Origin of the sequence: Mycobacteroides immunogenum, assembly GCF_001605725.1 — a bacterium.
Taxonomy (GTDB): Bacteria; Actinomycetota; Actinomycetes; order Mycobacteriales; family Mycobacteriaceae; genus Mycobacterium; species Mycobacterium immunogenum.
The window spans coordinates 4569522-4583543 of record NZ_CP011530.1; the positions used below are offsets into that span (position 1 = coordinate 4569522).

The following is a 14022-nucleotide window of genomic DNA, read 5'->3' on the forward strand; positions in this document are numbered from 1 at the left end:
CCAAATCGGCGTATTGATCTCAGATCGGTTGTGCGACTTCGTGGTTCTACCGATCGGAGACCGTCTGCTCCTCAGCGACTGATGCGGTCTTGAACGTTCGCTCCATGAATGCCGGATCGATCAACATCCCGTGCAGCTGCTGATTGTGGCTGTGACACAACTGGTGGTACGCGAATGATGTCTGCATCGCGTTGAGGCGACCCTGGTTGTCCTGCGCCACATTGACTGCTTCCTTCGCCAATTTCAGTGCGAAGAGGGGCTTCTCGGCGATGCGGGACGCCAATGCCAGCGCAAACGATTCCAGCTCGTCGATCGGCACCACATGATTCACCATGTGGAGTCGATGGGCCTCTGCGGCCGTAAGGAAGTCGGAGGTGAACAACATCTCCTTCGCCTTCCGCACGCCGACCTCGAAAGGATGGTTGAAGAATTCAACACCGGCCACTCCCATCGACACCGTGTTGTCCTGGAACAGCGCGTTGTCGGCGGCAACGATCAAATCGCAGGGCCACACCAGCATCAGCCCGCCGGCGATGACCTTTCCCTGCACTGCGGCGATTGTCGGTTTCGGAATGTTGCGCCACCGCTCGGAGAGTCCGATGTACATCTCCTTCTCGATCGCCATCTGCGACTCGGCTCCGGCACAACCGATGCCGCACCAGGTGCCGATCCGCCGATGGTCGGCCACTACCTGCGGGCCTGCGGGCTCACGTAAGTCGTGTCCGGCAGAAAAGTGTGGCCCGTTAGCCGCTAGAATAATGACGCTCACCGAATCATCCTGGGCAGCAATGTCAAACGCGTCATTGAGCTCGTACAGTAGCTGCATACTCTGCGCATTCCGCGCATCCGGACGGTCGAGCACAATTCGGGCGACCTTATCGGCCGGCCGCTCGTAGATGATGTTCTCGAACTCACTCACCGTCATCCCTCCCCGCCTGTGCCACTCAACCGGGCCACGGTGTCGGCCGCCGCGGCGGCGGCGGTAGCGGCGACTGTCTCGATACGCTCTGGTGTCAGCGGTGGAACAAGCGCTCCCGCGAGGCCCATCGGCAGATCGCTCTGGGCGACGGGGCGCTGGTGTGAGAAGGTATCGAATCCGGCCTTGCCGTGATAAGCACCGGAACCACTCATCCCAACACCGCCGAATGGTGCGGCGTCGTTGCCATATGCCAAGCCAAAGTCGTTGCGCGAGACACCACCCGATGTGGTCTTCAGCAGGAACCGCTGGAAGTCGTCGGTGTCCGCGCCGTACCAGTACGCCGACAACGGATGCTCACCGGCGGCAACATAGGCGATGGCCTCATTGATATCGGAATAGGTATGTAGCACCAGCACCGGCCCAAAAATCTCCTCGGAGTTGATCTCCGCATTCGCCGTTGTATTGAGCAACAGCGTGGGGGGTAGCCGTCGGGCCCCCGCGTCGGGTACCCGATCCTTCTCCTCCGGAGGCACGATCACTATCTCTGTAGCGCCCTTGGATTTGGCATCCTCAACAAGCCCGGTGATTCGTGCGTAGTTCGCGTCGTTGACGATCGACACCACGTCAGGATTCTCGATGAACGTCGGGAAGTGAGTAAGCACTGCATTGCGAAATGCGTCGACGAATGTGGCCCTGCCGGATTCCGGGACGAATGCATAGTCCGGGGATAGGCACACCTGGCCGTTGTTGAAGAGCCTGGCAGCCGCGATTCGCGCGGCCGCCTCCGCGATGTCGGCATCGGGAGCAACAATCGCAGGGTTCTTTCCGCCAAGTTCCAGAGTCACCGGAACCAGATTCCTGCCCGCGGCGACGGCGACAAGTCGTCCGACCTTCGGGGAGCCGGTAAAGAAGAGGTGATCCAAACGCAGTTCGGAAAATGCTGTGGCCGTTTGTAATCCACCATTGATCACGATGACTTCTTCGGGGCTCATCCTGGAGGCCACCGCGCGCGCGAACACCTCACCCGTGCGCGGGGTCATGTCCGAGAACTTGATCATCACCCGATTACCCGCCGCGAGCGCTTCCACCGTGGGAACAAACACGAGCGCGACCGGGAAGTTCCATGGGCCGATGACCCCGACCACACCCTTGGGCCGATTCTGGACGAAGGTAGGGATGACCCCGCTCAGTCCCGCCTGCACCTCGGTCGGAGCCATCCACGCCTCGAGATTCTCCCGAGCGTAGGCAATGGTCCCCAAGCTGCCGAGGATGTCGATCTCCAACGAGACGGTCGCCGGCCTGGAACCGAAGTCGGCATCGAGAGCCTCAGCGAGTTCGGTGCTGTGTTCCAGGACGGCGGCCACGAAGCGGTCTATGCGATCGCGCCGGGTCGCCGCGTCGGGAATGGGATCGGCGGCCTGGGCCGTCCGCTGGGCGTCCAGGAGACGCTGCAGCTCCCCACTTGAGACTTCTGCGGTGGAGTCAGTGGTCGGTTCGATTCTGGTGGTCATGTGCTCAGCTCCTTCTGTACGGGCGAACCCTGCGCGGCAATCTCTGTGGCCCACCGGTAGTCGGCCTTTCCAGCGGGACCCCGGAGCACTGCGCCCACGCGGACAATGGCTTTCGGCAACTTGTAGCGGGCAAGTCGCTGCTCGGCGTCGGCAAGTAGCTCCTTGTCGGTTGGATCGTGACCGGCGGCCAGCTGGACCACGGCTACTACCTCGTTGCCCCACCGCTCGCTCGGCCGTCCCACGACGATGACGTCGCTGATCGCCGGATGGCTGCTCATCGCGTCCTCGACCTCCTCGGCGAAGATCTTCTCCCCGCCGGAGTTGATGGTGACCGAGTCGCGTCCCAGCAATTCGATGGTGCCGTCCACCAGCTGCCTGGCCCTATCGCCGGGCAGCGCCATCCGGTAGCCATCGATGATGGGGAATGTGCGCTCCGTCTTCTCACGGTCACCGAGATACCCGAACGGTATGGCGCCATGTCGGGCAAGCCAACCCGTCTCGGGCTCCCCTGGCTTGAGGATCCGGCGCCTATCCGCGTCCACCACACAGGTTCCGGTTGCCGCGGTGAAGACACCGGACGTCGCCGCGGCTCCGCTCGTGCTCACGTTCGACAGTTGTGAACCCGTCTCCGATGAACCCGCGACATCCGCGATAGCGACGCGTGGCAGCAGCCGCAGGACACGGTCTTTGACCGCGGCGCTGGTTACCGCGCCACCGACTCCGACAAGTTGCAGAGAACTTCCGTCGTGCCCGCCGCGTTCGTACTCGTCGCACAAGGGAGTGGCGAAAGAGTTGCCCACCAGGTTCATGAACTGCACGCCCTCCCGGTCGATCAATTCCCACACCGATTCCGGATCAAGCCGATCGACGACGTCGGGAAAGACGAGAGTGTCCCCGGTGAGGATGCCGGACAGCGCAATCCACTGGGCCGAGCCGTGCATGAGCGGTGGCAGCGGCAACACCACGTGCCGCTCACTGGCCGCGGCAAGCGCGACTCCCTCGGCAAGAGATGACGCCTCGAACATGCCTTCCGGGAGAAACGCGGCGATGGCGGCCTCCAAGATGTCCGCCTGCGCCCACATCGTGCCCTTAGGCATACCCGTGGTGCCGCCGGTATAGAGCAGGTACAGATCGTCGGCCTCCGGCTCCGTCTTCGGTGCCTGGCCACTGGCCGTGGCTAAGGCGGACTCATAGTCCAATGCCCCTGGAAGCAAAGCATTTCTGGATTCATCCGCTACCTGAAGCAATAGCACCGGTGGCTGGTGCAGCGAATCGAGGACTGCCGCGAGCGTTGGCGCGAAACGCGCGTGGTAGATGATCGCGCGTGCCGCGGCATCGTTGAGGAGGTACGTCAGCTCGGCCTCGACATACCGATAGTTGACGTTCACCGCCGCCGCCCGCGCGGAAGCGACCCCCAGCATCCCCTCCATGTACTCATTGCCGTTGAGCAGATACAGCGCTACATGGTCTTGTCCGGATTCCCACGGCCGCAACTCGGCTCGCGGCCGTCTAGCGGTAATCCCGTGCGAAAGAAGAATATTCGCCAACCGATTTACTCGGTCCGCGACCTCACGATAGGTGAGCCGGCGGTTCCGGAACACGAGGCAGTCGCGCTCGGGTGTCTCTGCGGCGACTCCCGCAAACAACTCAGCGTGGTTGTATCGCATCACATCTCCATCGGGTGAACGTGGAAGAGTCGCAGGCCCCGGAGACGGGTGGGCACCGGGGCCTGCGACTCGGCTTAGGGGTGGTTACATGCAGCGGACGTCGACGAGCGCCTGCCGTCGCTCGTCGCGCACCACGCGCAGTGCCTCCTTGAGCGCACCGACGAGCTCGCTGCGATGACGGACGGTCACGCCGTAGCCACCCGATGCGGTGCAGTAGTCCGCGAATTCCGGTGAGGGCGCCAGATCTGAGAAGCGGCCCTCGGCGCTGGCGACCGCCTCCCCGTCGGGATAGACGAGCTGGGTGGCCATGTCGACAGCCCACCAATTGCTGTTGTTGGCAAGGATCACCAGCACCGGCAGGTTGTGCTTAGCCGCCGCGTGATGGCATGCCGCCGGGTTGGAGAACATGTAGGCACCATCGCCCAGGGTGGCGATCACCGTCCGATCCGGTGCCGCGTATTGGGCGCCGAGCGCGGCAGGAAGTCCCCACCCGAGCCCACCCGAGGCGGGCAGGAAGTAGTAGGTGCCGGGCTTTGTCCGGTTCAGCAAGCACGCCGTCGACACATACTCGTTGAACACGATGTCATCGTCTTCGAGCAGCTCACCGAGCGCCGCCGAGATGGCTGCGGCGGTGATCGGCGCATCGACGTCACGCTCGGTCTCTTCCCGCCGCTGGTTGTCGATGGCGGCCTGACGGGCCGCGGCAACCGCGCGGATGCTCGTGGTCCGCGCCCGGTCGATACCCCCAGCACGCTCCGCGAGGGCCGCGATCAGCTGTGTCAGGAAGGCAGCCGGGCTGGCACTGACGTTGAGGTCGGAACGATGCGACCGGATCGGATATGTGGCGTACAGCGGGTCAACGCCGACCTGGGCGATGTAGCAGTCGGCGGGAGGCTCCGTGCGGGCCTGGATCCACGGAACGTCGCATTCCAGGAACACCACGACATCGGCGCGCTCGAACACTTCCGTGACATCCACCGAGACACGATGCGGATGGTCGTAAGGAACATTGAGGTAGCGCGCCCACGGGTCGGCGACACCGATACCGAATCGAGTGCAGCAGTCGGCAAGCAGGTCGAACGCTTGCGGCTCGGCGCCGGCGGCCGTCGCGACGATGACCGGGAACTTCGCGGCAACAAGCCGATCAGCGAGTGTCGCAACGGCTTCCGGATCAGGATGCACACCGGCAGGAACCGGCGTACGCGACACCTCGACTGCCGGCGCGTCCGCCGGCTCAGCGAGGACCTCACGCGGCAGGGACAGGTACACCGGCCCGCGCGGGTGCGCATCGGCAATGCTCAGAGCGCGGTCCACCACGGTCTCGACCTGACGCGGATCACGTAACTCGTAGTCCCACTTGACGAATTCACGCACCAAGCTCGCCTGATCGAACATCTCCTGGGACCAGTGGATCGGCAGGTCACGTGCACCGGTGACCCCGCCCTCAAGGATCGGGGAACGGCCGGCGGTCACCAACAGCGGGACGCGATCGCGCGCGGCGTTGGCGACCGAGCACGCCGCGTTCGCGGTGCCCACGTTGACATGAAGCATCAACGCCTGGGGCCGCCCGGTCACCAGGGCGGCGCCGTGGGCCATGCCTCCGGCGAGATTCTCGTGAGCGCACAGAACGGGCGTTGGCAGCGTGGGGCCTTCGTCGTTCTTGTTGACGGCGTAGGCCTCAACAATCGGTGCGAAGTCGGTTCCCGCATTGACGAAGAAATACTCCACGCCGTGCTCGACAAGCGCGGCAAGATAGCGGGTGGCAGCGGTCTCAGACATGGTGCGCTTTCTATTCGGTACTTTGGGCGGATTTCATATAGCGACTGAGCTGGTGCGCAGCGAGGAAGCGATCGATGCGAGTTGGCGCCACTCGTCCAGCGGCAGGTGCCGCGTATCCGTGTTATGCACCTGTACACACACGTGGTCAGCGCCGGCATCGAGGTGCCCCTGAACCCGGGCCGCGATCTGTTCGAGCGAACCCCACGCGACAATCGCGTCCACAAGCCGGTCGCTCCCCCCTGCGCTCAAATCTTCCTCACCCCAGCCCAATCGACGGAGATTGTTGGTGTAATTCGGCAATTCCAGGTACCGCGCCATGAACGCGCGGGCGGTGCGGCGCGCCACACCGGGGTCCGTCTCGAACACTGCGGTGATCGCGGGGACAAGCAGTGCGGTATTGCCGAGTGCCGCGCGCGCCACGGCGGTGTGTTCGACCGGAACGAAGTATGTATGAGCGCCGACACCACGTTCGGCGGCCAACCGCAGCATGCGCGGCCCCAGGGCTGCCAGCACGCGCGTAGGTGCGCCCGCGGGAGACGCCCCCATGAAGACACCCGCATCCATCCGATCCAGATAGGCGGCCATCGCGCTGTAGGGCTTCTCGCTGTACTGACCTTGATGCACGCCTTCGACCAGCGTCTGATGACTCACGCCGACACCCAGCAGGAACCTCCCCGGGAAGGCCTCGCTCAGCGTGTGCCAGCCCGCGTTCATCGTCATCGCGCTGCGGGCGTGCAGGCTGGCGATGCCCGTGGCCACCGTCATGCGAGCGGTGGCCCCGAGCAGCAGCGCAGCGTTGGCGAATGGCTCACGCGCCACCGCTTCCGGCACCCACAGCGACCCGAATCCAAGTTCATCCAGCTCGGCGGCCGCTTCCCGCGCGCGAGCCATCGGCTGCACGTCGAGATGGAACGACCAGATTCCGAGTGGACCCAGGTCTGGGATGGACGCGTCGTCGGCACCCGTCACGGCAGGAGCCACTCGGCATTCGTCCGGAAGAACTTCTTGGTGATCTCGTCGCCCAGCGGCTCGACCTTCGCCAGCATGTTCTTCATCGAATCCTTCGTGCCCTCGACATGCGGGTAGTCGGTGGAGTAACAAAACACGTCGGCCAGGTTCGGATCGTCCTGGAAGTAGCGGTCGACCGGCTCGAAGTTGAAGGGCGATACCCGCACATTTCGGGCGATGTATTCGGAAGGCTTCAGTGAGAACTTGGCCGCGGCCGCACCCGGAAATACCTTGATATACATGTCCATCCGCCGTGCGGCGCATCCAACCCAGTGCGCACCAACCTCGAACAGACCCAGCCGGAGCCGCGGGAATCGCTCGAACACGCCACCCAACACCATCGCGGACAGATAGTTGTCGATCGCCATGTGGACCGTCGAGAACAACTGAATGTTGGTGTTCGGAATTTCCGGCGACTGAAACAGGTCCAGGAACGTCTCGGCGATCATCCAGCCCGGGTCCAAGAAGGCGAACTCGGTGCCGATGTGCAGGGTCACGGCAATATCGTTTTCCTCGAAGAGCCGCCACAACGGGTCAAGCAGGGAGTGCGCGGGCGAGACTCCACCGGGGGGCACATCGGCCTGCAGGTAGACCGCGCGGACACCCGCGTCGATCAGCTTCCGGGCCATGGCGATCATGTCGTTCACGTCGGGCTGAGTGGTGACGATACCCACCATACGAATCCGGCCGTCGGCCAACACCGCATTGGCGACGACCCATTCGTTGTAGGCCGCCACGAAGTCCTTCGCGAAGTCAGGACGCGACAGGCCTTCGAACACAGACAGGTCACCACCGAAACGCATTTCGTATGCCATGTCGTTCATTTCGCCGATGATCATCGCGGCGATGGCGGTGGTCGGAAACACGAGTTGCTTGTCGATGCCCATGACATCCAGTACCTCGACGCGGCGACCTAGATCAATCGCACTCGGGGCGGACGGGCCCTTGATCGCCCAAATATCCTCGGGATCAATCTCTTTCGTGTCTCCCACGATGTCCGTCTGGTGCATGTTGGTCGCGGTGGGGTCCGGCCGGAGCCGATCAGCGGATTCGAAAACCCGTCCCATGATCCGGCCGGGCCGACCCAAAACATCCTCAAGCAGATGGCTGGGGATCATCTCGTGACTGTCAACGTCATGTGCAAGGAGCTTCATTGCAACCTCTCTGGCTTGTGGTCTCGCGACCATCGGATCCATATCCGCCGCCCCACGGACGGCCTGTGCCCGTCGGAAACATCGGGATCGCGTGGACTAGATAGATTGTTCTAACCGAGTGTTAGCCTAGACACACTTCGCACACCCGTCAACCCTGGAGACAACGGCGGGATGCTGGCCGCCGCGCGATCCGGCTACGGCAATGCCCGCACGCACTGAAGTCTCAATAGCGCCTTTTCAGAGGCGATTTCGATGGAAAGGATCCGATGTGTCAGCCATTCCCGAGTCCCACCGCGACCTAATCGACGGGCCGCTCATCGCGTCGCTCTCCACAGTCGGGCCCGACGGGTCACCGCAAGTGACGGCAATCTGGTTCGTGGCCGAAGGACACACCGTCCATGTTTCGGTAATCGCCACCCGGCAGAAGTTCAAGAACGTCGTCGCGCACCCACGGGCGACACTGTTCGTTGTCGACCCCAAGAACCCGTTCCGGACGCTCGAGATCCGGGGGACGGTAACGGTCCGCAAAGACCCCGACCTAGAGCTCTTCGCGAAGGTCTTCCGGCACTACGGACAAGACCCCGCCACCGCTCCCGCAATCCATGAGGGGCGCGTAGTCATCTCATTGACGCCCACACATGTTGTGAGCCAAGGCTGATCAGCTCTTGCCTTTTCTCCGATTCGTTCTATCGGTGTGGCTAGCCGCGATCCCGGCGGCCACGGCATTCGTCGCCGCGCGGCCGGCTGTATGCATGGGCACCGATGATCGCGTGGTGCGCGACAACAGAACCGCGCCTTCGATCAGGCAGAAGACCTCGACCGCCACATCGCGAGCACGCTCATCGGTCATGCCCGCCGCGGTGAATCGCTGGCCCAACACCTCCAGCCACGATTCAAAAGCAGCTGCCGCCGCTGACCGCATGAGCTCGTCATTGTTGGCAACCTCCAGCGCGATCGTGGCGATGGGGCAGGCATAACCATAGTCAGTGCCCTCAAGTAGCTTGGCCGCTTGGACGAATGAATCCGCGGTCGCCTCAACGACATCGGCCTCCGGCGGATACACCGACTCCAATAACTCGCGGTAGCGCTCGCCGCCGTGAGTGAGCGCGGCGGCGCCCAGCTCCTGCTTACCACCCGGGAAAAAGTGGTAAAGCGATCCGTACGGAGCGGCCGCGGCCGCGAGGATAGCCTTGATACCCGTCGCCCCAAAACCCTGCTTACTGAACAAGTCCGCCGCGGACTCGACGAGACGAGCACGCGTTTCGGGCGGTTTTCCGACGGTTGCGGAGGAGGGGGACATTTACCCAGGATATCTGTTCTAGATCGATCTGTCCTGGTGACCTCGCTCCCAGTCGGCACGCGCGTCCGCATCCCCTTCGCCCGTCGGCAATCGCGAGACACGATAAATGTCTGGTGATAGATTGATCTAGTGACTCAGGACACCCGCATCTTCGAACTCCGCACATACGAGGCCGTCCCCGGGAAAATTGACGCGCTCCTCACCCGATTCCGCGATCATGCCGCCGCCCTCTTCGAGAAACACGGAATGACCAACATCGGTTTCTGGGTGGAAAACGACGATGCCGGTAAGCCCACAGAGACCCTGGTCTACCTGGTAGCCCACGCCAGCCGCGAAGCCGCTCAGAAGTCATGGGAGGCGTTCTGGGCGGATCCGGAGTGGACCGCGGCCAGGGAGGGAGAGCAAGTCACCGCCAGCGCGACGACAAAGTTCCTCAGCCCGACAGCGTTCTCCGCCCTGAACTGAAGGACACCGGCACGACAGCCAAAACCCGAACCCGCCGCGGCCATACAGGCCTCGGCGGGTTGTTGGCGCGATAGGACAACAACACCCCACCCCGGCTCACCGGGACGATTCAGAGGACAACCATGACCTTGCTCTTCGACCTGACCGGACACGTCGCACTGATCACCGGGGGAAATTCCGGGATCGGTCTCGGCATGGCGCACGGCCTCGCGCAGAGCGGTGCAGACGTCTGTATCTGGGGTACCAACGCCGAGCGCAATCACGAGGCCGCTCAACAGCTTGCACGACACGGAACTCGCGTGCACGCGATCCGCTGCGACGTGGGCGACGAGGACGCCGTGACCGCCAGCTTCACGGAAACACTGGAGCACTTCGGACGGGTCGATTCCTGCTTCGCGAACGCGGGTACGCATGCCCCCGAGATCCGTTTCATCGACGCAACTCTCGCGGATTTCCGGGGTGTCACCCGGGTGAACCTCGAAGGCGCATTCCTCACCCTGCGCGCCGCCTCCAAGCACATGGTCGAACGCGGCGGCGGGGGTGTACTAGTGGGCACCTCGAGCGTCTCCGCACTGCACGGCACTCCCCGCGGCCAGGCATACGCCGCCAGCAAAGCGGGGCTGAATGGAATCATTCGGGGATGCGCCGTGGAACTGGCGCGGTACGGAATCAACGCACACTCACTCATCGTCGGCTGGACCGAAACGCCCCTGATATCTCGGGAAATGCAGGACGAAGTCTTCCAACAGAACGTCATGAAGCGGATGCCGCATCGCCGCTGGGGCAACCCGGATGACTTCGCCCGGATCGCCGTGTACCTGGCCAGTGGCGTCGGCGGTTTTCAGACCGGAGACGAAATCGTGATCGATGGCGGATATACCGTCTTCTGAAAACCTCTTGTATACAACGGGTTTTGTTTGAAAACCGAGAATTGGCCGGTATTCGACATCGGGCAATGGCCAAGCCAGGCAGGAGCGCGGCACTCTCCCCGCTCCTGCCACCCCTCAGTCGCTCGCCACCCCATACTCAAGCAATCCCCAACCCGTAAATCAGGCCCTCCCCCGGATATCCCCTATCGCAGAATCGCAAATCTCATAGCTGCCCAAGCTTTTCATCGCCGGCCGGGAGTGGTTGCAGCACGGAAACCTCCATGGGTTCAACCAACAGATCAACAAGGTCTGAGGTGAGCGCGGCGAAAGCCGGCCCGGACGCATGGGCACCCAGTAGCGCCCCGGACGACCATTTCTCGATGACCACAAAACCGGGCTTGCCCTTGATGCGACGGTGCGCGGCATACAACTCGCACCCATCATCCTGCGCGTGCGTGGCCTCGACCGCCTTGAGCAGGGCCGATTCGACCCGGTCCTCAGATCCCGGCCGAGGCAGCAAGATCGCCATGACAATCACAGGGGCAGGCTGGTTCATTGAGTCTCCTTACGCTGCGGGTATTGAGGCAAAGCGGGGCCGCACCGGGCGCCGCTATTTATAGATTGATCTACACAGATCTAATCGCACGCGATCGAGCGCGTCAACACCCCGAAGACACACCTCCGCCGACAAGCCCATGTACCCCAATATCGCCGGAGCCCCAAAGGAACTGGCGGGATGGACCCGCCACGCCGCGCCACGGCGGCGAGCGAACAAGGGACTTGAAACTAGATCGCTCTATTTATATGCTCACTTGACGCGGGCTGCCCGGCCGCCGCCGGTGGCCAAGCGATCCATCTTGATGAATCACTCACGGCAGAAATGTATTTCGACGACAAGGAGTCCCATGCGATTTCCTCGCACGTGTGCCGCGATCTCTGGAGCCGACAGTGAGCACTGAGGTCGAATCCCCCCGTATGACGGATATTGCCCACCGGGTTGTCCAGCGACACGACCCCACTTCCGGGACTTTGGTGGAGTTTCTCGGAGCGTGGTTCGACGCCGGCCTGTCCTGGGTGCATTTCCCACCAGGGCTCGGCGGGCAGGGCATCTCACGCGGACTACAGGCCACGGCGGATGCGATCCTCGACGAGGCGGGCGCCCCTCAACCACACCTCCTCAATTTCATCGGATACGGCATGGCCGCGCCGACCATCGTTGAGCACGCCCAGACCGACGAGCTCAAACTTCGGTGGCTGCGCCCGCTTGCGACCGCCGAGGAGATTTGGTGTCAGCTCTTCTCCGAGCCCGGCGCCGGATCCGATCTGGCCGGGCTGGCCACCATGGCCGTCCTCGACGGTGACGAATGGGTGGTGAACGGACAAAAGGTGTGGACCACCATGGCTCACCGTGCCAGCTGGGCGCTGCTACTCGCCCGGACCGATCCGGATGCCCCGAAACACAAGGGCCTCACCTACTTCGCCGTCGATATGCGGGCGCCGGGAGTCGAGACGCGGCCACTGCGGCAAATGACCGGGCAGGCCGAATTCAACGAGGTCTACCTCAGTGACGTCCGCATTCCTGACGCACACCGGCTCGGCGCGGTCGGTGCGGGCTGGCAGGTCGCGATGACCACCCTGATGAGTGAACGCAACTCTATCGGAGCCAGTGGTGCCCGGCGTGGCGACGGCACGATCGCGGATGCCGTCTCACTGTGGGCTCAACGTCCCGACCTTCACACCGCGGTACGGCGCGATCACCTCGCACAACTCTGGCTGCGCTCGGAAGCGCAGCGCCTCACCTCGGAGCGGTCCCGCGCGACGGCCACCGCCAAGGGGCCCGGCCCAGAGGGGTCGATCAGCAAGCTCGTCGGTGCCGAGCTGAATCAGCGCGTCTACGAGTTCTGCATGGATCTGCTCGGACCAGAGGGGGTCCTCTACGGCGACTACACGATGCGCGACGTCGGCCTCGATGACGACCAAGGACCGGTGCAACAGCGCTTCCTGCGCTCACGCGCCAACACCATCGAAGGCGGCACCTCCGAGGTGCTGCGCAACATCCTCGGCGAACGGATCCTGGGGCTCCCCGGCGACCTGCGCGCCGACTCCGGACGACCCTGGCGTGAGGTGCCCCGTGGCTGAACAGAATTCGACTCCAAATGACCAATTCTCCTTCACCCCAGAGCAGGTCGCGCTACGCGCGGCGGTGCGCGGATTCAGCTCCGAGCACTCCGACGAGCTAGCCGTCCGGCAACTGATGGAGGCAACGCCGCCCTTCGATCAAAAGGCCTGGGGCCGACTCGGTTCCGAACTGGGCGTGCTTGGACTCGGCGTCCCGGAGGACCTGGGTGGCTCGGGCGGAGGCATTGTCGATGCCGCGATCGCGATAGAAGAACTGGGCGCCGCACTGTTCTGTGGGCCCATCCTCGGCACCCTCGCGTTGTCAATCCCCGCGCTGGTCGCGGCTCCCGATTCACCGGTGCGCAACGAGACCCTGGCGCCGCTGGTGGAGGGTACGCGGACCGCGGCCTTCGCCGTGCCGCATCAGTCCGGAGAGTTTTCCGGTGCGAACGTCACGGTGCAGGCCACCGGTACAAGCGATACCTGGTTCGTCTCCGGGACAGTGGACCGGGTCCCGGACTCCGGAGCGGCCGACGACCTGATCGTCGCCGCGACAGTGGGAAATCAACGGGCACTGTTTGTAGTCGATGCCACCGGAGCGGGGGTGGAACGCACGCCGCTATCGACGCTGGATCTCACCCGGCCGCAGGCGACGGTCCGGTTCGCCTACGCCAAGGCACGGCTGCTCGCTGATTCAGACAAGGCAGTCCAGATCTGTCAGCGTGCGCTGCACGTTGCCGCCGTACTGTTGGCCGCCGAGCAGGTCGGCGGTGCCCAACATCTGCTCGACCTGAGCGTCGCGTACGCCAAGGAGCGCAGACAGTTTGGCCGACCGATCGGATCATTCCAGGCCGTCAAACACCGACTCGCGGACATGCTCGTCGAACAGGAACACGCCCGTTCCGCGGCGTACTACGGCGCGTGGGCCTTGCAGGACAACACCGACGATCCGGCACTCGCCGCATCGATCGCACAGGCAACCTGCTCGGCGGCCTTCACACGCATCGCGGCAGACAGCGTGCAGGTGCACGGTGGCATCGGCTTCACCTGGGAGCACCAGATACATCTCTACTTCAAGCGCGCCTTCACCGACGCGGCCCTGCTGGGCAGTGCGGAGGAACACCGAAACCGAATCGCCGAGCTTGTACTCGACACCGCCACACCGGCACAGCCGATCACCGCGGCGACCGGCTGACACGCACACCTCGATACGCCGTCTGGTGACGACTGCA

At 63.6% G+C, this 14022-nt stretch carries 13 protein-coding genes; 5 read left to right on the forward strand and 8 right to left on the reverse strand.

The window, feature by feature from the left end:
* Positions 1–46: 46 nt before the first annotated feature.
* The 6 genes from ABG82_RS22715 to ABG82_RS28360 all read right to left on the reverse strand — a co-directional run bounded on the left by ABG82_RS22715 (position 47) and on the right by ABG82_RS28360 (position 8038).
* Positions 47–919 (reverse strand): enoyl-CoA hydratase, encoded by an 873-nt coding sequence (locus ABG82_RS22715; RefSeq protein ID WP_043077097.1) that lies wholly within the window; start codon positions 917–919, stop codon positions 47–49.
* 2 nt (positions 920–921) lie between these two features.
* Positions 922–2430: an aldehyde dehydrogenase family protein gene (locus ABG82_RS22720; protein WP_043076964.1), complete on the reverse strand. Its 1509-nt coding sequence runs from the start codon at positions 2428–2430 to the stop codon at positions 922–924.
* Positions 2427–4097, reverse strand: coding sequence for an AMP-binding protein (locus ABG82_RS22725; protein WP_043076963.1), 1671 nt, complete (start codon positions 4095–4097; stop codon positions 2427–2429). Before ABG82_RS22725 ends, ABG82_RS22720 begins: the two co-directional genes overlap by 4 nt.
* 84 nt (positions 4098–4181) lie before the next feature.
* Positions 4182–5876 carry a thiamine pyrophosphate-requiring protein gene (locus ABG82_RS22730; RefSeq protein ID WP_043076962.1) on the reverse strand — a complete coding sequence of 565 codons (1695 nt, stop codon included), beginning with the start codon at positions 5874–5876 and terminating at the stop codon, positions 4182–4184.
* Between the two features lie 33 nt (positions 5877–5909).
* Positions 5910–6857, reverse strand: a complete 948-nt coding sequence (locus tag ABG82_RS22735; protein WP_043076961.1) for a TIGR03620 family F420-dependent LLM class oxidoreductase — start codon at positions 6855–6857, stop codon at positions 5910–5912.
* Entirely contained in the window at positions 6842–8038 is a 1197-nt protein-coding gene (locus ABG82_RS28360) for an amidohydrolase family protein (RefSeq protein WP_052510946.1), read from the reverse strand. The genes ABG82_RS22735 and ABG82_RS28360 overlap by 16 nt, the downstream gene beginning before the upstream one ends.
* 268 nt (positions 8039–8306) lie before the next feature.
* Between ABG82_RS28360 and ABG82_RS22745 the strand changes: the two genes are divergently transcribed.
* Positions 8307–8696, forward strand: coding sequence for a PPOX class F420-dependent oxidoreductase (locus ABG82_RS22745; RefSeq protein ID WP_109475872.1), 390 nt, complete (start codon positions 8307–8309; stop codon positions 8694–8696).
* Here ABG82_RS22745 and ABG82_RS22750 read toward each other — a convergent pair whose 3' ends face one another.
* A complete protein-coding gene (locus tag ABG82_RS22750; RefSeq protein WP_043076960.1) occupies positions 8697–9338 on the reverse strand; it encodes a TetR/AcrR family transcriptional regulator in 642 nt (213 codons plus the stop codon).
* Positions 9339–9467: 129 nt separating this feature from the next.
* On the opposite strand from ABG82_RS22750, the gene ABG82_RS22755 reads away from it, so the two are divergent.
* Both ABG82_RS22755 and ABG82_RS22760 read left to right on the forward strand, forming a co-directional pair.
* Complete coding sequence (locus tag ABG82_RS22755) at positions 9468–9803, forward strand: NIPSNAP family protein (RefSeq protein WP_052510945.1); 336 nt, start codon at positions 9468–9470, stop codon at positions 9801–9803.
* A gap of 122 nt (positions 9804–9925) precedes the next feature.
* The gene (locus tag ABG82_RS22760; RefSeq protein ID WP_043076959.1) at positions 9926–10693 is read left to right on the forward strand and encodes an SDR family NAD(P)-dependent oxidoreductase; all 768 of its coding nucleotides are present in this window, start codon (positions 9926–9928) and stop codon (positions 10691–10693) included.
* A 202-nt stretch (positions 10694–10895) separates the two neighbouring features.
* Here the strand turns inward: ABG82_RS22760 and ABG82_RS22765 are convergent, their stop codons facing one another.
* A complete protein-coding gene (locus tag ABG82_RS22765; RefSeq protein ID WP_043076958.1) occupies positions 10896–11228 on the reverse strand; it encodes a putative quinol monooxygenase in 333 nt (110 codons plus the stop codon).
* Positions 11229–11647: 419 nt separating this feature from the next.
* Here ABG82_RS22765 and ABG82_RS22770 point away from each other — a divergent pair, with 419 nt between their 5' ends.
* Positions 11648–12811: an acyl-CoA dehydrogenase family protein gene (locus ABG82_RS22770; RefSeq protein ID WP_078343804.1), complete on the forward strand. Its 1164-nt coding sequence runs from the start codon at positions 11648–11650 to the stop codon at positions 12809–12811.
* Entirely contained in the window at positions 12804–13985 is a 1182-nt protein-coding gene (locus ABG82_RS22775) for an acyl-CoA dehydrogenase family protein (RefSeq protein WP_043076957.1), read from the forward strand. The genes ABG82_RS22770 and ABG82_RS22775 overlap by 8 nt, the downstream gene beginning before the upstream one ends.
* Positions 13986–14022 lie beyond the last annotated feature (37 nt).

Coding starts and splice junctions, on each gene's coding strand:
- ABG82_RS22720 (WP_043076964.1), bottom strand. CDS start 2,430: ATGACCACCAGAATCGAACCGACCACTGACTCCACCGCAGAAGTCTCA.
- ABG82_RS22725 (WP_043076963.1), bottom strand. CDS start 4,097: ATGCGATACAACCACGCTGAGTTGTTTGCGGGAGTCGCCGCAGAGACA.
- ABG82_RS22730 (WP_043076962.1), bottom strand. CDS start 5,876: ATGTCTGAGACCGCTGCCACCCGCTATCTTGCCGCGCTTGTCGAGCAC.
- ABG82_RS28360 (WP_052510946.1), bottom strand. CDS start 8,038: ATGAAGCTCCTTGCACATGACGTTGACAGTCACGAGATGATCCCCAGC.
- ABG82_RS22750 (WP_043076960.1), bottom strand. CDS start 9,338: ATGTCCCCCTCCTCCGCAACCGTCGGAAAACCGCCCGAAACGCGTGCT.
- ABG82_RS22760 (WP_043076959.1), top strand. CDS start 9,926: ATGACCTTGCTCTTCGACCTGACCGGACACGTCGCACTGATCACCGGG.
- ABG82_RS22765 (WP_043076958.1), bottom strand. CDS start 11,228: ATGAACCAGCCTGCCCCTGTGATTGTCATGGCGATCTTGCTGCCTCGG.
- ABG82_RS22770 (WP_078343804.1), top strand. CDS start 11,648: ATGACGGATATTGCCCACCGGGTTGTCCAGCGACACGACCCCACTTCC.